21 protein-coding genes are annotated in these 24,084 nt (G+C 69.4%); 14 read left to right on the top strand and 7 right to left on the bottom strand.

What is annotated here, in order from left to right; all coding sequences use genetic code 11:
• Positions 1–5 precede the first annotated feature (5 nt).
• Together ACYVKL_RS09155 and ACYVKL_RS09150 are read right to left on the bottom strand one after the other, a co-directional pair.
• Positions 6–2,345 (bottom strand): arylsulfatase, encoded by a 2,340-nt coding sequence (locus ACYVKL_RS09155; RefSeq protein ID WP_379168313.1) that lies wholly within the window; start codon positions 2,343–2,345, stop codon positions 6–8.
• Between the two features lie 252 nt (positions 2,346–2,597).
• Complete coding sequence (locus tag ACYVKL_RS09150; protein ID WP_379168311.1) at positions 2,598–2,822, bottom strand: hypothetical protein; 225 nt, start codon at positions 2,820–2,822, stop codon at positions 2,598–2,600.
• Positions 2,823–2,962: 140 nt separating this feature from the next.
• Between ACYVKL_RS09150 and ACYVKL_RS09145 the strand changes: the two genes are divergently transcribed.
• Entirely contained in the window at positions 2,963–3,907 is a 945-nt protein-coding gene (locus ACYVKL_RS09145; RefSeq protein ID WP_379168309.1) for an ATP-binding cassette domain-containing protein, read from the top strand.
• Positions 3,904–4,716 carry an ABC transporter permease gene (locus ACYVKL_RS09140; protein WP_379168307.1) on the top strand — a complete coding sequence of 271 codons (813 nt, stop codon included), beginning with the start codon at positions 3,904–3,906 and terminating at the stop codon, positions 4,714–4,716. Before ACYVKL_RS09145 ends, ACYVKL_RS09140 begins: the two co-directional genes overlap by 4 nt.
• Here the strand turns inward: ACYVKL_RS09140 and ACYVKL_RS09135 are convergent.
• Complete coding sequence (locus tag ACYVKL_RS09135) at positions 4,700–7,861, bottom strand: ATP-binding protein (protein WP_379168305.1); 3,162 nt, start codon at positions 7,859–7,861, stop codon at positions 4,700–4,702. The genes ACYVKL_RS09140 and ACYVKL_RS09135 overlap by 17 nt on opposite strands.
• A gap of 148 nt (positions 7,862–8,009) precedes the next feature.
• Between ACYVKL_RS09135 and ACYVKL_RS09130 the strand changes: the two genes are divergently transcribed.
• From ACYVKL_RS09130 to ACYVKL_RS09085, 10 genes are all read left to right on the top strand, one after another.
• Positions 8,010–8,645 carry a DUF4097 family beta strand repeat-containing protein gene (locus ACYVKL_RS09130; RefSeq protein ID WP_357198147.1) on the top strand — a complete coding sequence of 212 codons (636 nt, stop codon included), beginning with the start codon at positions 8,010–8,012 and terminating at the stop codon, positions 8,643–8,645.
• A gap of 107 nt (positions 8,646–8,752) precedes the next feature.
• Complete coding sequence (locus ACYVKL_RS09125) at positions 8,753–9,250, top strand: hypothetical protein (RefSeq protein WP_379168303.1); 498 nt, start codon at positions 8,753–8,755, stop codon at positions 9,248–9,250.
• 111 nt (positions 9,251–9,361) lie between these two features.
• A complete protein-coding gene (locus ACYVKL_RS09120; RefSeq protein ID WP_379168301.1) occupies positions 9,362–10,402 on the top strand; it encodes an urease accessory protein UreH domain-containing protein in 1,041 nt (346 codons plus the stop codon).
• Positions 10,403–10,419: 17 nt separating this feature from the next.
• Positions 10,420–10,635: a heavy-metal-associated domain-containing protein gene (locus ACYVKL_RS09115; RefSeq protein ID WP_379168299.1), complete on the top strand. Its 216-nt coding sequence runs from the start codon at positions 10,420–10,422 to the stop codon at positions 10,633–10,635.
• 85 nt (positions 10,636–10,720) lie between these two features.
• Positions 10,721–11,791 carry an FO synthase gene (locus tag ACYVKL_RS09110; protein WP_379168297.1) on the top strand — a complete coding sequence of 357 codons (1,071 nt, stop codon included), beginning with the start codon at positions 10,721–10,723 and terminating at the stop codon, positions 11,789–11,791.
• A 4-nt stretch (positions 11,792–11,795) separates the two neighbouring features.
• Positions 11,796–13,280: a flavin-containing monooxygenase gene (locus ACYVKL_RS09105; protein WP_379168295.1), complete on the top strand. Its 1,485-nt coding sequence runs from the start codon at positions 11,796–11,798 to the stop codon at positions 13,278–13,280.
• A 92-nt stretch (positions 13,281–13,372) separates the two neighbouring features.
• Positions 13,373–14,287: a dienelactone hydrolase family protein gene (locus ACYVKL_RS09100; RefSeq protein ID WP_379168293.1), complete on the top strand. Its 915-nt coding sequence runs from the start codon at positions 13,373–13,375 to the stop codon at positions 14,285–14,287.
• Between the two features lie 131 nt (positions 14,288–14,418).
• Complete coding sequence (locus tag ACYVKL_RS09095; RefSeq protein ID WP_379168291.1) at positions 14,419–15,075, top strand: hypothetical protein; 657 nt, start codon at positions 14,419–14,421, stop codon at positions 15,073–15,075.
• Positions 15,076–15,271: 196 nt separating this feature from the next.
• The gene (locus ACYVKL_RS09090) at positions 15,272–15,421 is read left to right on the top strand and encodes a hypothetical protein (protein WP_213558133.1); all 150 of its coding nucleotides are present in this window, start codon (positions 15,272–15,274) and stop codon (positions 15,419–15,421) included.
• 154 nt (positions 15,422–15,575) lie between these two features.
• Positions 15,576–16,565: a cation diffusion facilitator family transporter gene (locus ACYVKL_RS09085; RefSeq protein ID WP_379168289.1), complete on the top strand. Its 990-nt coding sequence runs from the start codon at positions 15,576–15,578 to the stop codon at positions 16,563–16,565.
• A 33-nt stretch (positions 16,566–16,598) separates the two neighbouring features.
• Here the strand turns inward: ACYVKL_RS09085 and ACYVKL_RS09080 are convergent, their stop codons facing one another.
• Positions 16,599–17,441, bottom strand: a complete 843-nt coding sequence (locus ACYVKL_RS09080; protein WP_379168287.1) for a helix-turn-helix transcriptional regulator — start codon at positions 17,439–17,441, stop codon at positions 16,599–16,601.
• A gap of 118 nt (positions 17,442–17,559) precedes the next feature.
• On the opposite strand from ACYVKL_RS09080, the gene ACYVKL_RS09075 reads away from it, so the two are divergent.
• A complete protein-coding gene (locus ACYVKL_RS09075) occupies positions 17,560–18,321 on the top strand; it encodes an SDR family oxidoreductase (RefSeq protein ID WP_213558136.1) in 762 nt (253 codons plus the stop codon).
• 16 nt (positions 18,322–18,337) lie between these two features.
• On the opposite strand, the gene ACYVKL_RS09070 is transcribed toward ACYVKL_RS09075, so the two are convergent.
• Positions 18,338–19,867, bottom strand: coding sequence for an AMP-binding protein (locus ACYVKL_RS09070; protein ID WP_379168285.1), 1,530 nt, complete (start codon positions 19,865–19,867; stop codon positions 18,338–18,340).
• A gap of 177 nt (positions 19,868–20,044) precedes the next feature.
• On the bottom strand, positions 20,045–21,487 hold the full coding sequence (locus ACYVKL_RS09065; RefSeq protein WP_379168283.1) for an MFS transporter: 1,443 nt from the start codon (positions 21,485–21,487) through the stop codon (positions 20,045–20,047).
• A gap of 126 nt (positions 21,488–21,613) precedes the next feature.
• On the opposite strand from ACYVKL_RS09065, the gene ACYVKL_RS09060 reads away from it, so the two are divergent.
• A complete protein-coding gene (locus ACYVKL_RS09060; RefSeq protein ID WP_379168280.1) occupies positions 21,614–22,084 on the top strand; it encodes a MarR family winged helix-turn-helix transcriptional regulator in 471 nt (156 codons plus the stop codon).
• An 82-nt stretch (positions 22,085–22,166) separates the two neighbouring features.
• On the opposite strand, the gene ctaD is transcribed toward ACYVKL_RS09060, so the two are convergent.
• Positions 22,167–23,903 (bottom strand): aa3-type cytochrome oxidase subunit I, encoded by a 1,737-nt coding sequence (gene ctaD / locus ACYVKL_RS09055; RefSeq protein ID WP_379168278.1) that lies wholly within the window; start codon positions 23,901–23,903, stop codon positions 22,167–22,169.
• Between the last annotated feature and the right edge of the window lie 181 nt (positions 23,904–24,084).

Raw genomic sequence — 24,084 nt, 5'->3', positions numbered from 1 at the left:
CGTTCTCAGTCGCGCTGGAAGTCGGCCTTCATCTCGCGTTCGTAGTCGAGGGAGACGTCGGTTCCGGCGGTGACCACGACATTGCCGATGGTCGCGCCGGTCAGCGCGAAGGGTGCGGCGTAGTCGGAGGAGACGGGTTGGCCGCGGTCGCGTCCGACGTTGGAACCCTCACCCGAAAGTGAGAAGTAGGCGGGCTGGACCTTGATCTTGTCCGAGGCCACCGCGTCGTCGGCGATGTAGAGGGTCGCGGTGCCGGTCGGGGACGGACCGTCGACGCCCTCCTTACGGAAGTCCATGCCCACCACGGTTTTTCCGACGGTCAGCGGCTTGGACGCGACGATCTTCTGCTCCAGCTCACCCAGCCAGTTGTAGACGTAGTGCAGAACGCCGTCCATCAGATACAGGGCGTGGCCGCCGAATCGGCCACCGCCCGCGAAGATGACGCCCTCCGCCTTCGGTTCGGTGACGTCCAGCGTGGCGGTCAGCGAGAAGGAGCGGCCGACGATGGGGAACGACCGTTCGGGCACCTCGGAGCCGCCGGGGAACAGCACCATGCGCCCGGTCTTACCGGACACGCTGGGCTGTTCCATCCCGGCAAAGTCGGCGACGGTGCGGTCCTCGAGCGGGTAGCCGTTGTAGATGCGGGCCTCGTCCTCCCACACCTGCTTCAATTCCGCCAGCAGTTCCGGCTTTTCGCCGGCGCGGTCCTGCATCTGGTTGCGGTCGGAGTCGAGGTGGTACAGGCACCACTTGTCGTCGTCGAAGTGCGACCAGCCGCTGGGCGCGGGCGCGTGCACCGTATTGGCCTGCCAGCCGTCGCGCCAGATGGCGCGGGTCCCGAACATGGAGAAGAACTGGGTGTGCTTGGGCGACGGAGCGGAATCATCGCGCAGGATCGCGGCCATGCTGACGCCCTCGATCGGGCTCTGCGGCACCGAGGCCACCGTCTCCGGCTGCGGAATGCCGATCAGCTCGTAGAGCGTCGGGACCAGATCCATGGCGTGGATGTACTGGTGGCGGACCTGGCCGTGGGCGCTCAGCCCGCGCGGCCAGGAGATGACCATCGGGTCGGCGGTGCCGCCCTCCCAGGCCGCATTGGTCTTGTACATCTTGAACGGCGTATTGAACGCCATCGCCCAGCCGTTGGAGTAGTGCGGGTGGGTGGACTCGGTGCCGAGTTCGTCGAGGACCTTCAGGTTCTCTTCGACATTCTCGGGAACTCCGTTGTACCAGCGGTTCTCGTTGACCGAGCCCGCCTGGCCGCCCTCGGCGGAACCGCCGTTGTCGGACAGCGCGATGATGATGGTGTTCTCGAGCTGACCCGTCTGCTCGAGGTAGTCCAGCAGCCGCCCCACCTGATCGTCGGTGTAGGAGGCGTATCCGGCGAACACCTCGGCCTGGCGGACGAACAGCTTCTGCTCGGCATCGGACAACTCATCCCAAGCCTTCACGATGTCGGACTCCGGCCACGGGCTCCCGTCCGCGCTCTTCTCCTGGCCGAGCGGGTTGATGTCGGGCAGTTCGATGTCTTCGGGGAGCAGTCCCAGCTTCTTCTGCTGGGCCAGCACGATGCGCCGGTATTCCTCATAGCCCATGTCGAACTTGCCGCGGTAGCGGTCGGACCACTCCTTGAAGACGTGGTGCGGGGCGTGGCAGGCGCCGGGGCAGAAGTACATCATCCACGGCTTGTCGGGCGCGGTAGCCAGCGAATCGGAGATGAACTCGATGGCGTGATCGGTCAGATCCTTCGACAGGTGGTAGCCCTCCGAAGGCGTTGCAGGAGCGTCGATCTGATGGTTGTCGTACCACAGGTCCGGGTACCACTGATCGGTCAGGCCGCCGAGGAACCCGTAGAAGCGGTCGAAGCCGCGGCCCAGCGGCCAGGTCCGTTTGGCCGCACCCAGCGACATCTCCGTCGCCGGGGACAGGTGCCACTTGCCGACGGCCATGGTGTTGTAGCCGTGCTCCCGCAGCACTTCGGAGATGAAGCCGTTCTCCCGGGGAATCACGCAGGAGGCGTTGGGGAAGCCGTCGGCCATCTCACCGATGACCGTCATGCCGTTCGAGCCCGGCGACCGGCCGGTCAGCAACGAGGCTCGCGTCGGGGAACACAGTGCGGTGGTGTGGAACTGGGTGAAGCGCACCCCGGTGTCGGCCAGGCGCTTCATGTTCGGCATCTCGATCATGCCGCCGAACAAGTCCCAGGAGCCGTATCCCATGTCGTCCCACACGATGTAGAGCACGTTCGGTGCGCCCTCGGGCGCGGACGGCTCCAGATACGGCGCCCAGTCGGGGGTCGAATTCCGGATGTCGTGCTCGATCTTGCCTGCGAACTTCGGTGCCATAACGCTCCTTACAGCGGGATTCGGGCGCGCGCGTCGGACAGCGACGACCCCATCCACCAACTCCTTCGCATCAGCAAATTTACGGTAACACCGAGATTCGGGCGCATTAATACACGGAGATGAGGTGTTTCCGAAGCGAAACCCGCCGAGCAGAGCAGTCCAGCTACCCGATGGTCACCGCTCGTCCGGGATGATCGTCGAGTCGCGGAAGCGGTCGGCTCGGTGGGAGAGCCGTTCGGAGAAGGTCTCGGTTCAGGCCACCGACTCGGTTTCGTCGGTGATCCGGGTCGCGCGGCGGGCCGCCGCGGGGGTCGCGCCCGCCCGGCGCGTGGCGCCGCCCGGGCGGGCCTGGAACGCCAGGACGCGAACGCCCCAGGTCACGTATGCCGCCACGCTCATTCCCGCGCATTCGGCGGCATCGCTGAGGGTGAGCCAGTCGTCCTCGCCGACGGTCACCACGATGTCCCTGCTTGCCATGGGTGAACGGTAGTCCCGTCGACCCGCCGCCGCCGGTAAACGCAGGTCGGATGCCGTGTCCAAGCCCATATCAGGGATGTCAGGGGCCGTGTCAGGTCGGCATCAGGCCGGTGTCAGGCGAGGGGTCGAAAGTTCCTCTCATGAACGACACAGCGATCGCGGCTTCGGGGCTGCGGAAGGCGTACGGGGACAAGACGATCCTCGATGGCATCGATCTGAACATCGGCTCGGGCACCATCTTCTCGCTGCTCGGCCCCAACGGGGCGGGCAAGACGACGACGGTCAACGTGCTCACCACCCTGCTGAAGGCGGACGGCGGCATCGCCCGCGTCGCCGGGTACGACATCGCCACCCAGACCCGGGCGGTGCGCGCCGCGATCGGCGTCACCGGCCAGTTCGCGGCGGTCGACGACCTGCTCACCGGCGAGGAGAACCTGCGGCTGATGGCCGACCTGCACCGGCTGCGCGGCAACGAGAGCAAGCGGGTGGTGGCAGCGCTGCTGGATCGATTCGAACTGACCGAGTCGGCGCGCAAACCGGCCTCGACCTACTCCGGTGGCATGCGCCGCAAGCTGGACCTGGCCATGACCCTGGTGACCAAGCCGGACATCGTCTTCCTGGACGAGCCGACCACCGGACTGGACCCGCGCAGCCGGCGCACCATGTGGGACATCGTGCGGGAACTGACCTCCGACGGCGTCACCATTTTCCTCACCACCCAGTACCTCGAGGAAGCCGACCAGCTCGCCGACCGGATCGCGGTGCTCGACGGCGGCCGCATCGTCGCCGAGGGCACACCCGACGACCTCAAGCGCCGGGTGCCCGGCAGCTACCTGCAGCTCCGCTTCCGCGACAGCGCGCAGCTGGACGCGGCCGCCCGGATCCTGCCCGGCAGCACCCCCGACCCCGAGGCCCTGACCCTGCAGGTGCCGGGCGACGGCGGCTCGAATGCCCTGCGCGCCTTGCTGAACCGGCTCGCCGACCACTCGGTCGAGGCCGAGGACGTTTCCATCCACACCCCCGATCTCGACGATGTTTTCCTTGCCCTGACCGGGCACGCCACCACGGAGGCCGACGCAGCATGAGCACCATCACTTCCACCGAGACCACCACCGCCGCCGGCACTTCCGCCGCGGGCGGGCTGTCCGCCTCGCTCGGCGACTCCGCGATCATGTTGCGCCGCAACTTCAAACACATCGCCCGCAACCCGGTCGCCATCTTCAACGCCGCGCTGATGCCGGTGATGATGCTGCTGATCTTCGTCTACGTGTTCGGCAGCGCGTTCAACGTCGGCGAGGACTACATCAACTACTCGACACCCGGCATGATCCTGCTGGCCATCAGCTACGGGCTCTCCGGCACCGCGGTGTCGGTCAGCTCCGACATGGCCAAGGGCATCATCAACCGGTTCAAGGTCATGGACGTCTCCCGCGGCGCGGTGCTGACCGGGCACGTGGCGGCGACCATGCTCACCAACCTGATCGCCATCGCCGCCGTGCTCGGCGTCGCCCTCACGCTCGGCTTCCGCTCCCCGGCCTCGGCCACCGAATGGCTCGGCGCGATCGGCGTCATGGTGGCGACCTCGTTCGCGGCCTCCTGGCTCACCGTTGCGCTCGGCATGGCGGCCAAGACCCCGGAGTCGGCGGGCATGTCGGTGGTGCCGCTGATCATGCTGCCCTTCGTCAGCAGCGCGATCGTGCCGGCCGAGCAGATGGGCCAGGGCGTCCGCCAGTTCGCCCAGTACCAGCCCTTCACCCCGATCATCGAATCCCTGCGCGGCTTCCTGACCGGTCACCCGTCGGGCGGCTACACCGCCGCCGCGCTGGCCTGGTGCGCCGGGTTCGCCATCGTCGGATACCTGTGGTCGCGAGCCACGTTCAGCAAGCGAGCGTGACCTGGGCCAGCTCGTGCCAGTCCGCCCGCGTCCCCTCCCCCGCCGCCTCGGTGAAGCCGTCTTCACCGAGGCGGCTTCGTGTCGTCTGCTCGATCCGGGCCACATCCGGATGCGAGCGATCGGCCAGTCCGCGCACCGCGTCCCCGGCCGCCAGCAGCCGCACCGCCTGCTCGTCCTGACCGTCCCGCAACGCCAGATCCGCGATGCCCACGATGATCCGGGCCAGCAGCGGCGCGTGCCCGCCGGCGGTCGCCGCCGCGAAGGCCGCGGCGCGTTCGGTTCTGGCCTCGGCCGGATCCTCGGCCAGATAGCCGCGCAGATCGTGGATCAACGCGCTCATGAACGGCTGCCCCACCTCCTCGCCCAGCATCGCGGTAGCGACGGCGATCTGGCGCCTGGTCTCCGCGCCGTCACCGTTCCAGCGCGCCAATTCCGCTTTCACCAAAGCCAGCTCGGCCAGACCGCTCGGCCAGGCCGCCTGATCTGCGTACCGCTGCGCCTCGGCCAGCGCGACCGCACTGGCATCGAAATCACCCAGCAGCCAATACAACTGGGCCTGGCGGGCACGCATCCGGACGGCGTCCTCGATCGCGCCGACCTCGGTGGCGGCCGCCACGGCCTGTTCGAAATACGCGCACGCCCGGCCGAATTCGCCGCGCATGGCGATCCGATCGGCCAGCTCGGTCAACGCGAACGACATCCCCCAGCGCTCACCGATGGCCCGGAACTCGGCCAGCGCCAGCTCCAGCTGCTCGTCCGCCTCCTCCCCATCCTCACCGAGCACCACCCGCAACTTGCCGGTCTGCAACCGGGCCAGGGCCCGCACCCACGGGTCGTCGTCATCGAGCAGCGCTTCGAACGCGGGCAGAAACTGGTCCGGCCCCTGCAACATTCGCTCCAGCGCGGCCAGGAAGGCCAGCGCCGGATGACTGGTGCGAATGCCCTGACTGACCCGGCTCGCCTTGTGGATCCACTCCTCCACCTGATGCTGGTCGCCGGGCCCGGAGGTCACGAAGTGCACGACCAGCCCGTATACGGTGGCCCGGGTCTCGGCGTCCACCGTCTCGTCGGTCAGAGCCGCAGCGGCGCTGACGAATTCCAGGCCCTCGGCCTTGTGCCCACTCAGCCACCAGTACCAGCCGGCGGCCGCGGCCAGCCCCAAGGCGCCGGGCGCGTCACCGGCGGCGAGCGCGCCGCGCATGGCGGCCGCGATGTTGTCGTGCTCGGCGTCCAGGACCGCCAGCCACTGCACCTGTTCGGCGCGGCGCAGATGCGGTTCCGCGGTCGCGGCCAAACCGGTGACGTAGGCCAGGTGCGCCCGGCGCGCGGCGTCGGCCTCCCCCGCCTCCGCCAGCCGATCGTGGGCGTACTGCTTGATGGTGTCGAGCATGCGATAGCGCGGCTCGTCGTCACCGGCGGTGCGCAGCAGCGACTTCTCGGTCAGCGCGGTCAGCAGCTCGAGCACCTCCCACTGCTCGACCGCGGCGTCCGCACCGAACTCGGTGGCCGCGCAAACCTGTTCGGCCGCTTCCAGACTCGCGCCGCCGGAGAACACGGCGAGCCGGCGCAACACCCGGCGCTCGGCGTCGGTGAGCAGCTCCCAACTCCAGTCGACCACCGCGCGCAGGGTGCGGTGCTGCGGGATCGCGGTGCGGCTGCCGCCGGTCAGCAGCCGGAACCGGTCGTCGAGGCGGTCGGCCAGCTGCTCGAGCGACATGGTGCGCAACCGCGCCGCGGCCAATTCGATAGCCAGCGGGATCCCGTCCAGCGCCCGGCACACCCGGGCCATGGTCGCCAGCGAGCGGGCATCGGAGGCGAGGTCCTTGCGCACCGCGCTCGCCCGGTCGCGCAGCAGCTGCACGGCCGGGGAGGATTCGATCTCCGCGGCATCCGCGTTCCCGGCGGGCAGGGCCAGCGGCTCCACCTGCCACAGCGCCTCGCCCGTGATGCCCAGCGGTTCCCGGCTGGTGGCCAGGATCCGCAGCCGCCGGCACTCGCCGAGCATGCGGTGGGCGAAGGCGGCCGCGGACTCGATCACGTGCTCGCAGTTGTCCAGGATCAACAGCATGTCGCGCTCGCGGACGGCCGCGATGAGCCGGTCGATGGGTTCCGCGTTGGGCGCCCCGCCGAGCAGCGCGTCCCGCAGACCGAGCGCGGCCAGCGCGGACTGCGCGAGGTCGCCGCTCACGCCGGTGGCGGCCAGCTCCACCAGCCACGCCCCGTCCGGCAGCTCGGCGAGCAGGGCGCGCCCGGTCTCGGTGGCCAGCCGGGTCTTGCCGGAGCCGCCCGGCCCGGTCACCGTCGTGAGCCGGTGGGCCGCAACGAGTTCGCGCACCGCGGCGATATCGGCGCGCTTGCCGACGAAGCTGGTCAGCTCGGCCCGCAGGTTGGTGCGGCGGTCCTCCTCACGCTGCGCGCCCACCTCGCCGCGCAGCAGCGCCACATGCAGTGCGGACAGTTCCGGCGAGGGGTCCACGCCCAGCTCGTCGGCGAGGGCCTCGCGGGTCCGCTGGTAGACGGTCAGCGCTTCCGCGCCCCGGCCGGCGGCGGCGAGCGCGCGCATCAGCGCGTCGGCGAGCCGCTCCCGCACCGGGTTCCGGTCCACCAGCTCGGTCAGTTCGGCGACCAGGGCCGCGCCCCGGCCGAGGCGGATCTCGGTTTCGTAGAGATCCTCGGCGGCGGCCAGACGCAGGCCCTCGAAGCGGGTGATCACCGCGTCGATGGCCGCGTTCTCCTGGGCGCCGATGTCCTGCAACGGCGCGCCGCGCCACAGTTCCAGGGCCTCGCGCAAGGGCTGCGCCCGCTGCGCCTCCGCGCCGCCGCGGGCCGCCTCCAGCAGCTGCTCGAACCGGACGGCGTCCACGGCGCGCGGCTCCACGGCCAGCCGGTAGCCGCCGGGCTGCACGTCGATCACCCCGTCCGGCAGCACCTTTCGCAGCCGGGAGACCAGCGCCTGCAGCGCGTTCGCCGCGTCGGCCGGCGGGCGCTCACCCCAGATCCAGTCGACCAGCGTGGTTTTGGCGACCGCGCGGCCGGGTTCGAGCGCGAGCGCGATCAACAACGCCCGCAACCGGACACCCGGCACGTCCAGCGATCCACCGTCCTCGGTTCGGATCTCGAGCGGTCCAAGCATCCTGATCTGCACCGGACCATTGTGCCGTCAACCCGCGACCAGGGCCGAACGTGTGTCAGCCGACGTGTCAGGCCGGCGTCAGCCCGCTGTCAGCGGGGGCGATCAAAGTAGCTCTCATCAGCGAGGTTCCACCCCGGAATTGCAGACAGAGGAGCACATCATGACCGCCTTCGAGACCCCCGCCCCGATCGCCGTCGCCGTCGCCGTGGCCGCCGGAAACGTCACCGTCAACGCCTCCGACCGCACCGACACCACCGTCGACGTCCGGCCCGCGAACGCCGCCAAGAAAGAGGACGTGCGCGCCGCCGAGCAGGTCCGCATCGACTTCATCGACGGCGTCCTCACCGTGCAGACCCCCACCGGCTGGCGCGCCCACAACCCGTTCACCACCGTCGGGACCATCGCGGTAACCATCGCCGTCCCCGCCGGATCCCGCCTCACCGGCACCGTCGGCCTGGGCAGCCTGCGCGGCGCCGGCGGCCTCGGCGAATGCGAGCTGGAGGTGTCCGCCGGCGACATCACCGTCGAGCGCCCGCAGGGCTCGGTGACCGCGAAGGTCGCCAAGGGCGACATCCACATCACCGAGGCCGCCCGCGGCGTGCTGCGCCTGGAAACCTCCATGGGCGACCTCAGCGTCGGCATCAAGCCGGGCAGCGCCGCCCAGCTGGAGTCCAACACCAAGAGCGGCTCGGTGCAGAACCGGCTGGCCGCCGTCGACCAGCCGCAGGACGTCGTCCAGGTCTTCGCGCACACCTCCTTCGGCAATGTCAGCATCGGCCAGGAAACCGCCGCCTGATCCTCCGACCACGTTGACCGGCCCGGTCGCCGCCCCGCGGCGCCGGGCCGAACGCGTGCCATCACCGCGTATGCCGCCGGTCGGAATCTGTCGCTACCATCGCCGACGTGATCGCCGCACCCCATCCCCGAGACAGCCTGTCCCGGCTGCTCGTGGTGCTGGCGGCACTGCTCGGGATGCTGCTGTTGCAGAACGCGCACTGCACGGCGGGGATGGCCGTGGGCATGCCCATGACACCGGACATGCCGATGGCGGTCGGGCTCACCGGCGACTCGGCCGGGCAACCCGCCGGACCGAGCATGGACCGGCTCGATTCCCACGGCACCGACGCGTCGAGCGCTTTCGTCGCCGAGGCACCCGGTGCGGTCACCAGCGATACCGCCGTGGACGCTCCGGCTCTGCGCGATCATCCGCAAGCCTCAGGCCCCGGTATCGGAATGGCCTGCCTGGCAATGTTCTTGGCGCTGCTTTCGGTGCTGGCACTCCGATATCTCCACGCGTTCAGGCCCTGGATTCGGACCTCGCTCCCGACACCCACGCATCGGCTGATCGCCGCGCTGCCGCGCCCGCTCAGCCTCGCCGAACTCTGCGTGCTGCGGACATAGACCGACCCGCACCGGTTCTCGCCTCCTGGTGAACCGGTGACCCTGCCTGCCTCCCCGACGCCGGGGAGCGCATCGGTCTCATCCGTATCTTCTTACGCAGGAGTTCCTTTCATGAACCTCACCCCTGTCCTCGTCACCGGCTTGTTCGCCGGCGGCGTCTCCTGTGCCGCTGTGCAAGGCGGTCTGCTCACCGGCGTGATCACCCGCCAGCGGGCGCTCGGCGCGACCACCACGGATCACCCCGCATCGCGCGGCTTGACTCGACTCGGTGACGATCTCCTCCCCGTCGGCGGCTTCCTGAGCGGAAAGCTGGTCTCCCACACCCTGCTGGGCGCGCTGCTCGGCGCGGTCGGCGGCGCCGCGCAGTTGTCGGTCGACACCCGAACCTGGCTGCAGATCGGCGCGGGACTGCTGATCGTGGTCTTCGGGCTCGCACAGCTGGGCGTGCCGGGCTTCCGGAGCATCGTCGTCGAACCGCCCGCGTCCTGGATGCGGCTGGTCCGCACCGGTGCTCGCATGCGGACCGCGCTGGCCCCGGCCATCCTCGGCCTGCTCACCGTCCTGCTCCCCTGCGGAGTCACCCTCTCGGTCGAGGCGCTGGCGCTGGCCTCCGGGTCACCGGTCGAAGGCGCGGCCACCATGGCGATCTTCGTGCTCGGCACCGGGCCGCTGTTCGCGCTGCTCGGCTACGCCGCTCGGGTCGCGGCCACCGTCTGGCGCGGGCGACTCGCACTGGCCACCGGGGTGGTGGTGCTCGGCATGGGTCTCTACACCCTCAACGGCGGCCTCGAATTGGCCGGATCACGGCTGGCTGCCAGTCGGATCGCTCAGACCTTGGGCGCCACACCGCCCGCTGCCGACACCACCGCGACAACCGTCGACGCCGGGGCGCAGACCGTGACGATCACCGCCCGCAGCAGTTCCTATTCACCCGCCAATGTGCAGGTCAAGGCTGGTCTGCCGACCACACTGGTGGTGCGCACCGACCACACGCAGGGCTGTATCCGCGCGCTCGTCATCCGCGACCTCGGGATGCAGAAGATCCTGCCGGCGACCGGGGAGACGCGCATCGAACTCGGCGTCCTGCAGCCCGGGCGACTCGACTACACGTGCGGCATGGGCATGTACTCCGGCACCATCACCATCGACTGACAAGGACCGAAACCCTCATGGCCACACACGTTTTCCGGATCGACGGCATGCACTGCGGCAGCTGCGCGCTGCTGGTCGACGACACCGTCGAGGAGCTGCCGGGCGTCCGCGCCAGCCGGACCTCGGTGAAGAAAGCCCGCGCCGACGTCGACTTCGACCCCGCCCGCACCAGCGCCGCCGACATCGTCGCCGCCATCACCGCACTCGGCTACACCGCCTCGATCGCGAGCTGACCCGGCCTCGCCCGCGGACCGGCTCGATCCCGGCCGATCCGCAGGCGGGGTAGCGGCTCGAAGCGGCGGCGGTATCGTGGCGATCGTGGATGGTGGTGTCGCCGAAGTCGGCTTGCCCGATGTGGGTCAGGTGCGGGAATGGCTGGCCGAGGCGGAGCGGGACCCGGCGGGATTGCCGGACCCGGGATATCTCGCGTTGCTGGCGGCCGACGGGGCCGAACTGGAGCGGCTGTGCGGGCTGGCGGACGGGCTGCGGGAGCGGACCGTCGGCGATGCGCTGACCTTCGTCGTGAACCGGAATCTGGACACCGCCGCGGTGTCGGGCTCGGCCGCGCGCGAGCGGCTCGCCGCGCTGGTCGCCGAGGCTCACCAGCTCGGCGCCACCGAGATCTGCATGCAGGGACCACTGCCCGCGGACAGCGATGACGACTACCTGGCGTTGATCGCCGCGATCGCCGACAGCGCTCCCCTGCATCTGCATGCCTTCCGCCCCGAGGAACTGCTCGACGGCGCGGCCCGGCTCGGGGTGCCGCTGCCGGAATTTCTGGTGCGGGCCAAGGCTTCCGGGCTCGGTTCGGTACCCGGGACCGGCGCCCGCATTCTCGACGACGAGGTCCGCGCCCGGCTCCGGGGTGGACCGGATCTGCCGGTGCGCACCTGGGTCGAGGTGATCGAGGCGGCGCATCGCGCGGGCCTGACCTCCACCGCGACCATGGTGTACGGGCACCTCGAGACGCCGGCGCAGCAGATCGCCCACCTGCGACTGCTCGCCGACATCCAGGACCGCACCGGCGGCTTCACCGAATTCATCGCCATGCCGATGGATCCGGTCACCGCCGCCGCCGGATTCCGCACGCCCGCCGTCCCGGAACGACTCCGGCGGCAGTCCCGGGCGATCCACGCCGTCGCGCGGCTGCTGCTGCACGGGCGCATCGACAATATCCAGGCGGCCTGGCCGCGGCTGGGCGTGACCGCAGCGGTCGAGCTGCTGCACTGTGGCGCAAACGATTTCGGCGGCCTGCTGCTCGACGGCCGGCTCGCCCCGGAATCCGGTCCCGAAGCCGGGCGGACCCTCACCGTCGCCGACGTCGAGCAGATCGCCGCCGAACACGGCCGCTCACTGCGTCAGCGCACCACCCAATACGGCCGGATCTGACGCCATGGCTCCGAATTCCACTGCGGCACACGCACACAACCGCCCCGAACAGGTCGACGTCCTGATCGTCGGCGCGGGATTCGCCGGTATCGGCATGGGCATTCAGCTGGCCCGTCGCGGCCGGGAATCGTTCGTGATCATCGAACAGGCCGAGGACGTGGGCGGCACCTGGCGCGACAACCGCTATCCCGGTGTGGCCTGCGATATTCCGGCCCACCTCTATTCCTTCTCGTTCCTGCCGAACCCGCACTGGTCGCGGGTGTTCGCGGAGGGCGCGGAGATCCACGACTACCTGCGCTCGTGCATCCGGCAGGAGCGGCTGGAACCGTATCTGCGCCTGAATTGCGCACTGGAACACGCGGAATGGAGCGAAGCCGACGGGCGCTGGCTGGTGCGGACCGCGCAGGGCGAGTTCTCGGCCGCCAATCTCGTCATCGCCACCGGGCGGCTGACCGAGCCCAAGATCCCTCCCGTCCAGAACCTGGCCGAATTCCGCGGCCGCCGTTGGCATTCGGCGCGGTGGAACCCGAAGGTCTCCCTGGTCGGGAAGCGCGTAGGACTGGTGGGCACCGGCGCGTCCGCGGTGCAGATCCTGCCGCGGCTGGCGAGCGAGGCCAGCGAGGTCGTGGTGTTCCAGCGCTCGGCCCCCTACGTGCTGCCCCGCGGCGACCGCTTCTACACCCCCGACGAGCTGGCCGATTTCGCCGCCGACCCGGGCACCATCACCGCGCTGCGGGACGAACTGTTCGCCGAGGCGGAACTCAGCATCGCCGCCCGCCGGCGCCGCCACCCCGAGATCGATCTGCTCAGCCGCCGCGCGCTCGACCATCTGGCGACCCAGGTCCGCGACCCGCGGCTGCGGCAACAGCTGACCCCGGACTACGAGATCGGCTGCAAGCGGATCCTGTTCTCCGACGACTACTACGCGTCCCTGCAGCTGGACAGCGTCACCCTGGAACCGACCGAACTGACCCGGATCAGCGACGGCTTGGCCATCGCAGCCAGCGAGCAGGTCTACGACCTGGAAGTGCTGGTCTTCGCGACCGGGTTCAACGCCACCCGCCCGTCCATCGCCAAGCACATCCGGGGCCGCACCTCGCTGCTGTCCGAGCGCTGGAGCAACGGCATGGCCGCGCACGCCTCGACCGCGGTCGACGGCTTCCCCAACATGTACGTGCTGGACGGACCGAACTCGGCACTGGGCCACAACTCCGCGATCTACGTGATCGAAACCCAGATCGACTATGTGCTCAGCGCTTTCGACCACCTCGCCACCAGCCCGGAGACGGTCCTGGAGGTCACCCCCGAGGCGGTGCACTCCTCCATGCGCGACATCGAGGAACGCGCCCGCGACACCGTCTGGACCCAGGGGCGCTGCACCAGCTGGTACCGCGACGAGCAGACCGGGCGGGTGACGCTGCTGTGGCCCGACTCCGCCGAGTCGTTCCGCCGCAGCAACGGCGCGTTCGACATCACCGCCTACCGGTGACCTGCCGTCCCGGGGTGAACACTCGGGGCCTCGAGCATTTCCACAGCGTTCTCCTCGGGACCGGAACGGGTCCGTCGGCCTAGGCTGAGGGCATGACGCCGCTGCAGCGCTATATCGCAGAGGAAATCGCCACCGACCACGTCGAGGGCCTGCTCAGCCGCCGCGAGGCGCTGCGGCGGCTGGGTCTGCTCGGGATGGGGGCGCCGGCCGCGGTGGCGCTGCTGGCCTCCTGCGCCGAGTCGGCCCAGCAGTCGGCTCCCACCACGACCACCGCCGCTGGCTCGTCCGCGAGCCCGTCGTCTCCGCCGCCCGGTACCGCGAACGCGGTAGCGGCCACGCCCATCACCTTCCCCGGACCCGAGGGCCGCACCTTGCAGGCCGCCTGGGCCGAGGCCGCCCAGCCCCGAGGCGGGGTCCTGGTCATCCACGAGAACCGCGGCCTGACCGATCACATCCGTTCGGTGACAGGCCGTTTCGCGGGCGCCGGGTATTCGGCGCTGGCGGTGGATCTGCTCTCCGAGGAGGGCGGCACCGCCACCTTCACCGATCAGGCCGCCGCCACCGCGGCCCTGAGCAAGATTCCCCAGGACCGCTTCGTCGCCGACCTGCGCGCCGGCCTGACCGAACTGGGCCGCCGGGTGCCCGGAAAACGGCTGGGCGCCACCGGTTTCTGCTTCGGGGGCGGCCTGACCTGGCTGCTGCTCACCTCCGGCACGCCCGAACTGGCCGCCGCCACCCCCTTCTACGGCCCCTTCCCCGACGGTGGCCAGGTCACCGGCTCCAAGGCCGCGGTCCTGGCGGTCTACGGCGCTCTCGATGCCCGAGTCGACGCGTCCCGGCCCGCCGCCGAAGCAGCGTTGGACCAGGCGGGCCTGCCCCACGAGAGCTACGTCGCCGACAATGCCGACCACGCCTTCTTCAATGACACCGGCCCCCGCTACCAGCCCACCGCGGCGGCCGAAGCCTGGCGGCGCGTCATCGATTGGTACGGCCGCTACTTGGGATGACCCCTTGCCTAATCTACTGGGGCACATCCGAACCGACCTGCCGGTTCTGGCAGATGTCGGAGCCGTGACAACCTGGCATCGACTGTGCATGACCGCAGGTAGGCACCTGTTTTGGTGATACAACGGCAAGCATGACGGAGGATGTCGGACCCGAGGCTGTTGCGACGACGGCGGGTCGCTCGGTGGAATTCTGGGGCTATTGCATGTGGGGCCTGGCGGCACTGGCCATCGCGGTGTCGGAGCTGGCCTCGGTGTTCGGACTGGCCGGCTGGCCGACCATTTCGAACACTGTCGGGCATCTGGAGACCCAGCATTCGTTCGTGCGGCTGATCGTGGTGTCGGTGATCGTGCTGCTCGCCTATTACGCGGTGCCGCAACTGACCGTCGCGCCCGAACCCGTCGTGCGACAGGTGGCGGGGCGCACCATCACCGTGAACGGCCGTGTCACCAAAACGGATTCGGTGATCACGCTGCTGGGCGCGGGCTATCTGACGGCGGCATTCGCCACCTATGCCTTCGGTGTCCTGTTCGCCATCACCGACCGCGGCATGCACCCGCACTCGTACCTGGGCGCGTACGTCCTCTACGGCTTGATCGCCCTGATGTGGGTGATCCTGCCCAGCGTGCTGGCCATGGTCTTCAGCCGAGACGTCCCGTTCCCCACACTGTTTCGCACCATCGGCTATCTGGAGCGCCGCGCGCACCCGGTCGCCGCGATCCTGCTCGCCGGACTCGTGGTGCTGCTCATCCACCTGGCCTTCTACCCCTGGCCGCGAGTGGAGAATTGATCGGCGGGCAACGCGAAAGCCGTTGCCACCGAACTATTTACGCCCTCGTAGCAGTAGGAACGCCGCATAGGCTGCCCCCGAGAGACCCACGACCGCGACCACACCGATGGTTGTCAGGATTGCGTCCACCCTGCCGATTTTAGGGATCCGGCGTGCCACGCATGCCCGATCCAGGGAAAAGGCGTATGCAGGAGTCATGGGTCGCCATCCGCAGCGGACCCCCCTCTATGGGGCGTTGATGCTGGTCGGGGTCATGCTCACCGGACTGTGGGTCCGGGACTGGCCTTGGCTGTGGCTGCGGGCGCTGGGTTTCATCGCGAAGCGCGGGGAGGCGGAGCGGTCGTGATCGCCTTCGCGGGGTTCCTCATGACTTTCCGCGACCTCTCATGACCAGGTCGGAGCACATTTCAGGCAATCCCCGGGGATCGAACGCGTCACAAACATTGCATACATAGCGATTCATGCATATGGTCTTGTTCGAGCAGCAACGGAGGAGGGTTATGAGCGACCACGGGCATTCACACGGACACGACCACGCCGGGCATTCGCACGGCGCGACCGCCGACAGCGACAAACGCTGGCTGGCCGGCGCGCTCGCCGTCATCGTCGTGTTCCTGCTCGGCGAGGTCGTGGTCGGCCTGCTCGCCCAGTCGCTGGCGCTGCTCTCCGACGCCGCGCACATGCTCACCGACGCCGCCTCGATCGTGCTGGCGCTGTGGGCGATCCGCCTGGCCGCCCGGCCCGCCGCGGGCCGCATGACCTACGGCTGGAAGCGCGCCGAAATCCTCTCCGCCCAGGCCAACGGCCTGACCCTGCTGGGCTTGGCCGCCTGGCTCACCTACGAGGCCATCCGCCGCCTCATCGACCCGCCCGACGTGACCGGTGGCCTGGTGCTCGTCACCGCGCTGGTCGGCATCGCGGTGAACGTGCTGGCCAGTTGGATGATCAGCCGCGCCAACCGGACCAGCCTCAATGTCGAAGGCGCCTACCAGCACATCCTCAACGACCTGTTCGCGTTCATCGCCACCGCGATCGCCGGTCTGATCATCATGCTCACCGGCTTCACCCGCGCCGACGGCATCGCCACCCTGATCGTGGTGGTGCTCATGGTGAAGGCGGGCGTGAGCCTGGTCCGGGCCTCGGGCCGGATCTTCCTCGAGGCCGCCCCCGCCTACCTCGACCCGGTCGAGATCGGCAGCGAGATGGCCGCCGTCGACTCCGTCATCGAAGTGCACGACCTGCACATCTGGGAGATCACCTCCGGCACGCCGTCGCTGTCGGCGCACATCCTGGTCGCCGAGGACGCGGACAGTCAGGCTGTGCGCGCGGCGGTCGCGACCATGCTGGCCGAGAAGCACCACATCGACCACACGGTGCTGCAGGTCGACTACACCGACCACGCCGAATGCCCCGACACCGACCACGAGCACATCCCGCACTGCCAGGACGCGCACGGGCCGGTGCACCGGAAAACCGCTGCCTCGAACTGAGATCCGGCCCGCGCCCGGCCCGGCCGCGTGCGGTCAGACACCGACCGAGCGCCGGGACGCCAGCCGGGCCAGCGCGGCCGCGGTCGCCGACGCCGGCTCGGCGGTGTAGACGACCAGCAGCTGATCGGGATCGGCGGGCAGCGCCAGGGTCTCGTATCCGAGCTCGAGCCGGCCCGCCTCCGGATGCTGAATCAGCTTGGCCCCGCGCGTCTTCTCCTTGACCGGATGCGAGGCCCACAGCCGCGCGAAGTCCGGGCTGCGGGCCGAGAGCTCCTCGACCAGGGCGGCCAGCTTCGGGTCGTCCGGGTGCAGGCCCGCGTCGCGGCGCAGGAACGCGACGGTCTCCCCGGCCACGGTCTCCCACTCCGGGTAATAGACCGGCGCGACGGGTTCGAGGAACAGGTAGCGGGCCTGATTGCGCTCTGCAGTCGGGACTCGAGAGAAGCCGGAAACCAAGTCGCCCAGGGCATTCCAGGCCAGCACGTCCATGCGCCTGCCCAGCACGAAGGCGGGCGCGGTGAGGGCGTCGAGCACCAGGCGCACGCCCGGGTGCACGGTGTCGCTGTACACGCCCGACGCCGTGGTGGGGTGGGCGTCCACGGTGCCGCCGGGCCGCGCCAGCGCGTACAGGTGCAGCCGTTCCGGCTCGGTCAGCCGCAGCGCGCGGGCGACCGCGTCGAGGACGGCGTCCGAGACATGTTTGCCGCGGCCCTGTTCCAGGCGGATGTAGTAATCGACGCTGACCCCGGCGAGTTGCGCCACCTCCTCGCGGCGCAGGCCCGGCACCCGGCGGCGGCCGTATTCGCGGAGTCCGGCATCCGCGGGCTGGATGCGGGAGCGGCGCGAGCGCAGGAAATCGCCCAGATCGTTCTGCATGGGATCCAGCGTACGAACCCATCCTGGTACCGGTAGACCCAGGAAAACCGCAACCCTCGTCGAACCCGGCGCGCGCTCGCAGGATGAATGCACACGCAGAAGCGAAGGAGCATTCGAAATGAGCTACGAGAACCTGGCCGGACGGACCGCCGTGATCGCCGGAGCCGCCAGCGGCATGGGCGAGGCCACCGCACTGCTGCTGGCCCGCAACGGCGCCCGCGTCGCACTGCTGGCGCGGCGCGCGGACCGGCTGGAGACACTGGCCGCCAAGATCGCGGCCGAGGGCGGGACCGCGCTCGCGGTCGCGGTGGACGTCACCGATTCAGCGAGCGTGACCGCGGCGGCCGAGGCCGTGCACGCGGCCTTCGGGACCGTCGACCTGGTGGTGAACTCGGCGGGCGTCATGCTGCCCAACCCGATCACCGAGGGCCGCGAGGACGAATGGACCCGCATGCTGGATACCAATGTGGCCGGACGCCTGCGCGTCATCCGCGCCTTCCTGCCCGGCCTGCTGGCCGCCGCCGACGCGGGTCGCCCCGCCGACCTGGTCAACATCTCCTCCATCGGCGCGCACGTGCCCTTCCCCAGCTACGCGGTCTACGCGGCCACCCAGGCCGCCATCACTCAGCTCTCGGCGACCCTGCGCACCGAACTGGGCGCCCGCAAGGTCCGCGTCACCAATATCGAACCGGGCCTCACCGACACCGAATTGGGCAGCCACATCGACAATCCGGAGATCAGCGGCCAGCTCGAGGGCATGTTCGGCTTCATCGAATCCCTGCGCGCCGACGACATCGCCGACCTGATCGCCTACACCACCAGCCGGCCCGCCCACGTCAACCTGCGCCAGGCCGTCATCCTGCCCACCCAGCAGGCTTGAACCCGAACGACCGCGCTCAGTGCCGGGCGGCGGTGGAGTTGTTGAGGATGGTGGCGTCGCCGTAGCCGACGAGGCGGCCGATGGGGAGGGTGCCGACGCGGCCGTGGTGGTCGAGTTCGCCGTCGCCGCGCCAGCAGCCGAGTTCGCCGGTGCGGAACATGCGGTCGCCGTGCTCACTGAAGGGATCGGCGACCAGGCGCAGGCCGGTGGTGGCGGGGCGGCGGTGATAGCCGCGAGCCAAACCCGCACCGGCGATATAGATTTCGCCGACCACGCCGGGCGGGAGCGGGTTCAGTTTCTCGTCGAGGACGTAGCAGCGGGTGCCGACGACCGGGCCGCCGATGGAGACCGCCACGTGCGGCGCGACCGGGTGGTGCGGGCGGCTCATGGTGGCGTGCAGGCCGGTCTCCGCCCAGCCGTAGCCGCTCACGAACGACCGTCCGGCCGACCAGATTCCGGTCAGCTTGGCCGGGCAGGCCGTCCCCGTGGTGGCCAGCAGCCGCAGTCGCGGCAGCGGTTCGGCGCCGGGCAGGGTGGCCAGGATGTACGGAGTGAGCACGGCATGGGTGATCTCCGCGTCCAGCATGAGTTCGTACAGGTCCGCGCCCGCGTAGGGACCGGCCGGCGCCAGCACCAGGGTCGCCCCGGAAGCCAAGGCCAGCAACAGCTCCCACACCGCCGTGTCGCGTCCCGGCGTGGCCGCGGCCAGCACCCGGGCGTCGGGATCGGAGTCGCAGCGTTGCGCCTGGGTCACCACCAGATTGGCGAGCCCGGCGTGAGTGAGGGTCGCGCCCCGCACGACGCCGCTCGATTCGAGCGGGTAGACGATGTAGGCCGGATGCTGCAGGTGCAGTGGCCGCACCCGCTCGGCATCGGTGATCCGGTCGGCGATGGGCTCCGACCAGACCCCGGCCGGGCCGGGCGCGCTCTCACCGCTGCTGCGACGCAAGGGCCGGGCCGCGCCCTCGGCGAGCAACTCCCGGGCCCGCGCGTCGAGCACCTCGAGCGTGTCGCCGTCCTCGGCGTCCAAGGGGGTGATCCGATCGAGGTGCAGCCACGGCCCGGTCGCCAAGGCGGGCAGCACGTCCCGCCGGTAGTCGGCCGTAATCCCGGCGACCGCACCGGAATCGGCGAGGATCGGGGCAATCCGGGCGATCGGCGCGTCGGGGTCGACCGAGAGGAACGCGGCCCCCGCGTGGGCGACCGCGCACACCGCCACCACCCACTCCGGCGAGCGCGGCAGCGCCACCGCCACCACATCCTCCGGGCCGATGCCCGCCCTGATCAGCTTGCGCGCCAATCGGTTCGAGTGCGCGACCAGCTCGCGATAGGTGAGGGTGAGACTCCCGCACACCACGGCCGGGGCTTCCGGAGCGTAGGACGCGGCCCGGGTGAGCAGCCGGGGCAGGGTCAGCGGGACGGCCGTGCTGGTGTCGTTCCACCGGCGCAGCTGCCGCTGCCAGTCGTAGGGCGAGTCGGCGGATTCGGCGGTGCGGCCGGCGAATGCCGGTGCGGTGTCGCAAACATCCGGAGAATCGGCGAGCATTGTCCCTCCCGAAGTCGAGACCTGCGGATTGCGCCGGAGCGCGGCGGTTTCGCGCTCCGACTGCGGACAGTACAGCACCGAAGCAGCAAGTCAGCTGCTATTCCATTCGTGCCGCAAATGGACGGATGATCAGGCGTTATATGGACACTCGATCAATCCGCGACCACCGCCCCGCGCTCAGGCCGCGACAGCCTCCGTGGGCTCACCCGCCGGCTTCGAGCCGGTACCGGAATCACCCGTCGGGATGAACGACGCGATCGCAGCCGACGCCAAAGCCATCGCACAGCCGATGAAAAGCCCGGTGCGGAAACCACTTTCACTCGGCAGCTGATGCCCGCCCAAGCTGACCGTCATCTGGGACAGCACCGCGCCGACCACCGCCGCCGCGAACGACGTGCCGATGGAACGCATCACCGTGTTGAACCCGTTGGCCGCGGCGGTCTCCGACAGCGGCACCGCGCCCATGATCAGCGCCGGCATGGCGCCGTAGGCCAGCGCCACCCCGATGCTGCACACGCAGTAGGCCAGCACCAGCCCGGCCACCGATCCCATCAGCAGCGTCGAGAGCCCGTACCCGGCCGCCAGCACCAGCCCGCCCGCGACCAGCGTCACCTTGGGCCCGCGCAGCGCCGACAGTTTCGCGCCCAGCGGCGAGACCAGCATCATCATCAGGCCGCCGGGCGCCATCAGCAGGCCCATCGCCAGCATGGACTGCCCGAGCCCGTAGCCGGTGGCCTTCGGCAGCTGCAGCAGCTGCGGCACGATCAGCGAGGACGCGTACATGCCGAAGCCCAGCACCAGCGAGGAGGCGTTGGTGAGCAGCACTTTCGGGCGCGCGGTGACGCGCAGGTCGACCATGGGATCCGTGGTCCGCAGTTCCCACCAGCCCCACAGCGCCAGGATCACCACGGCCCCGGCGAACAGTCCCACGATGGCGCCGCTCCCCCAGCCCCAGGTCGCTCCCTTGGATACCGCCAGCAGCAGGCAGATCAGACCCGAACCCAAGCCCAGGGCCCCGACGCCGTCGAAGCGACCCGAGGCGCGCACCGGCACCGCGGGGATGACCAGGTAGAGCAGGACGGCGATGAGCACGCTGAGCCCGGTGGCCGCCCAGAACAGCACGTGCCAGTCCGTGTGCTGCGCGACGGCCGCGGCGATCGGCAGTCCGAGCGCGCCGCCGATGCCCATGGAGGCGCTCACCAGGGCGATGGCCGAACCCAGCCGTTCGGCCGGGACGAGGTCACGCAGCGCCGAAATGCCAAGGGGCAGAATACCCATGCCCATGCCTTGCAGGCCGCGGCCGATGATCATGGGGGCGACCGAGTCGGCGAGGGCGCACAGCAGCGAGCCAGCGATCAGCGGCACGGTGGAGACCAGCAGCATGAGCCGTTTGCCGTAGAGGTCGCCGAGCCGGCCGGCGACCGGCGTGGTGACCGAACCGGCGAGCAGGGTCGCGGTCACCACCCAGGAGGCGTTGGACCCGGAGGTGTGCAGGAGTTCCGGCAGCCGGCCGAGCAGCGGGACCACCAGGGTCTGCATGATGGCGGCGATGGTGCCGGCCAGGGCCAGGACGGGCACGATGCCGCCCGCTCCGGGCCGGTCTTCGTGATGGGAGGACACGCGCTTCTCCTGGGTCGTCGGGTCAACGCATGTGTACGATACATACTCTGTGCATAATGCACATAGATACTGTGACGCAGCTCACTTGTGATAGACAGATCGCGCAGCAGACATCGAGAGGACGGCATGGACCAGCCCGCGGAGACGCCCGAAAAGCCCACGGCCCGCGTGGAATTCGAAACCATGCTGCTCGGCCGTTACACCATCGCCGCCCGCTACCGCCGCGACGGCACCCGCCTCGACCGCAGCGCCTACGTGCTGCTCAGCCGACTCAGCGCCGAAGGACCCATGTCCATCGGCCAGCTCACCGAGGCCTTCGGACTCGACGCCTCCACCCTCAATCGCCAGACCGCCGCCCTGCTGCGCACCGGACTCGTCGACCGGATCCCCGACCCCGTCGGCGGCATCGCCCGCAAGTTCCGCATCACCGAAGCCGGCGAACAAGCCATGAAGGACGAGCACCTCGCCAATACCGAAGGCCTCGACCGCGTCATGGTGAACTGGTCCGCCGACGATGTGGCCACCTTCGCGAACTACCTCGAACGCTTCAACACCGATATCGAGCGCCTCGACGGCCGGCCCTGGCCCCGACCCTGACCGACCCCGGATTCCCGCCCCGCACAAGCGAAAACGCGGCGGCCGTCCGGAGACGACCGCCGCGTTCGGGAAGCGGATCGAACTAGGTGGAGGCCTTCTCGGTCGCATGCACCGCGTGGGCTCCCGAGCCCCAGCCCACGTGCGCCTCCGCCCGCATGCGGTCCACCATGTGCGGGTAGTGCAGCTCGAAAGCCGGTCGCTCCGAACGGATTCGGGGCAGCTCGTAGAAGTTGTGCCGCGGCGGCGGGCAGGAGGTCGCCCACTCCAGGGAGTTGCCGTAGCCCCACGGGTCGTCGACGGTCACGACCTCGCCGTAGCGGTAGGACTTGAAGACGTTCCACACGAACGGCAGCATCGACCCGCCCAGGATGAACGAACCGATGGTGGAAATGGTGTTGAGCGTGGTGAATCCGTCGCTCGGCAGGTAATCCGCGTACCGGCGCGGCATGCCCTGGTTTCCGAGCCAGTGCTGCACCAGGAACGTGGTGTGGAAACCGATGAACGTGGTCCAGAAATGCCACTTGCCCAGCCGCTCGTCGAGCATGCGCCCGGTCATCTTCGGGAACCAGAAGTAGATGCCCGCGAAGGTGGCGAAGGCGATGGTGCCGAACAGCACGTAATGGAAGTGCGCCACAACGAAATACGAGTCCGACACGTGGAAGTCCAGCGGCGGGCTCGCGAGGATCACGCCGGAGAGACCACCGAAGAGGAACGTCACGATGAAGCCGAGCGACCACAGCATCGGTGTCTCGAAGGTGAGCTGACCGCGCCACATGGTGCCGATCCAGTTGAAGAACTTCACCCCGGTCGGGACCGCGATGAGGAAGGTCATGAACGAGAAGTACGGCAGCAGCACCGCGCCGGTCGCGTACATGTGGTGCGCCCACACCGCGATCGAGAGCGCCGCGATCGCGATCGTCGCGTACACCAGCGTGGTGTAGCCGAAGATCGGCTTACGACTGAAGACCGGATAGATCTCCGACACGATGCCGAAGAACGGCAGCGCGATGATGTAGACCTCCGGGTGGCCGAAGTACCAGAACAGGTGCTGCCACAACAGACTGCCGCCACTGGCCGGGTCGTAGATGTGCCCGTGCAGGTGCCGGTCGTAGAACAGGGCCAGCGCGGCCGAGGTCAGGATCGGGAAGGCCAGCAGGACCAGCAGACTGGTGATCAGGATGTTCCAGGTGAAGATCGGCATCCGGAACATGGTCATGCCGGGGCAGCGCAGGCACACGATGGTGGTGATGAAGTTGACGCCGCCGAGGATGGTGCCCAGACCGGAGACGGCGACACCCAGGATCCACAGGTCACCGCCCACGCCCGGAGCGTGCACGATGTCCGAGAGCGGGGTGTAGGCGGTCCAGCCGAAGTCGGCCGCGCCGCCGGGGGTGACGAAACCCGCGGTCGCCATGCTCGCGCCGAACAGGTACAGCCAGTAGCTCAGCGCGTTCAGTCGCGGGAAGGCGACGTCGGGCGCGCCGATCTGCAGCGGCACAATGATATTGGCGAACGCGAACACCACGGCGGTCGCGTAGAACAGCAGCATGATGGTGCCGTGCATGGTGAACAGCTGGTTGAACTGTTCGGTGGAGAGGAACTGCAGGCCCGGGCGGGCCAGCTCACCGCGCATCAGCAGCGCCATCAGGCCGCCGATCAGGAAGAACGAGATCGAGGTGAACAGGTACATCTGACCGAGCATCTTGGGGTCGGTCGTCGTGAGCAATTGATGGATGAACGCCCCTTTGGAGCGTCTCCGGGGTGGGTAGGGCCGGACCGGCTCGAGGTCCTGTTCGGGCTTTGGAGATACCGCAGTCACCACATCCTCCTCGGGAGGGTTCCGTCCAGCTCTACCAATCGGGGCACATAGAACGGCGCACAGCGTACCGACAGCAATTAGATCTTCGCCGAAAACACTCCGGTCGGCACGGATAGCGATCGAAATGCAAGATACTGCAGGGCAACCGTGGACCTCACGGCGGCCGTCCACACAGGTTTGG

The sequence above is a fragment of the Nocardia tengchongensis genome, assembly GCF_054781395.1.
The sequence above is the reverse complement of the archived record's forward strand: the minus strand, read 5'-3'. Positions and strand labels throughout refer to the sequence as shown.

Coding starts and splice junctions, on each gene's coding strand:
- ACYVKL_RS09075 (WP_213558136.1), top strand. CDS start 17,560: ATGAGCTACGAGAACCTGGCCGGACGGACCGCCGTGATCGCCGGAGCC.
- ACYVKL_RS09095 (WP_379168291.1), top strand. CDS start 14,419: ATGACGGAGGATGTCGGACCCGAGGCTGTTGCGACGACGGCGGGTCGC.
- ACYVKL_RS09155 (WP_379168313.1), bottom strand. CDS start 2,345: ATGGCACCGAAGTTCGCAGGCAAGATCGAGCACGACATCCGGAATTCG.
- ACYVKL_RS09145 (WP_379168309.1), top strand. CDS start 2,963: ATGAACGACACAGCGATCGCGGCTTCGGGGCTGCGGAAGGCGTACGGG.
- ACYVKL_RS09105 (WP_379168295.1), top strand. CDS start 11,796: ATGGCTCCGAATTCCACTGCGGCACACGCACACAACCGCCCCGAACAG.
- ACYVKL_RS09100 (WP_379168293.1), top strand. CDS start 13,373: ATGACGCCGCTGCAGCGCTATATCGCAGAGGAAATCGCCACCGACCAC.
- ACYVKL_RS09150 (WP_379168311.1), bottom strand. CDS start 2,822: ATGGCAAGCAGGGACATCGTGGTGACCGTCGGCGAGGACGACTGGCTC.
- ACYVKL_RS09140 (WP_379168307.1), top strand. CDS start 3,904: ATGAGCACCATCACTTCCACCGAGACCACCACCGCCGCCGGCACTTCC.
- ACYVKL_RS09085 (WP_379168289.1), top strand. CDS start 15,576: ATGAGCGACCACGGGCATTCACACGGACACGACCACGCCGGGCATTCG.
- ACYVKL_RS09120 (WP_379168301.1), top strand. CDS start 9,362: ATGAACCTCACCCCTGTCCTCGTCACCGGCTTGTTCGCCGGCGGCGTC.
- ACYVKL_RS09090 (WP_213558133.1), top strand. CDS start 15,272: ATGGGTCGCCATCCGCAGCGGACCCCCCTCTATGGGGCGTTGATGCTG.
- ACYVKL_RS09115 (WP_379168299.1), top strand. CDS start 10,420: ATGGCCACACACGTTTTCCGGATCGACGGCATGCACTGCGGCAGCTGC.
- ACYVKL_RS09130 (WP_357198147.1), top strand. CDS start 8,010: ATGACCGCCTTCGAGACCCCCGCCCCGATCGCCGTCGCCGTCGCCGTG.
- ACYVKL_RS09060 (WP_379168280.1), top strand. CDS start 21,614: ATGGACCAGCCCGCGGAGACGCCCGAAAAGCCCACGGCCCGCGTGGAA.
- ACYVKL_RS09080 (WP_379168287.1), bottom strand. CDS start 17,441: ATGCAGAACGATCTGGGCGATTTCCTGCGCTCGCGCCGCTCCCGCATC.
- ACYVKL_RS09070 (WP_379168285.1), bottom strand. CDS start 19,867: ATGCTCGCCGATTCTCCGGATGTTTGCGACACCGCACCGGCATTCGCC.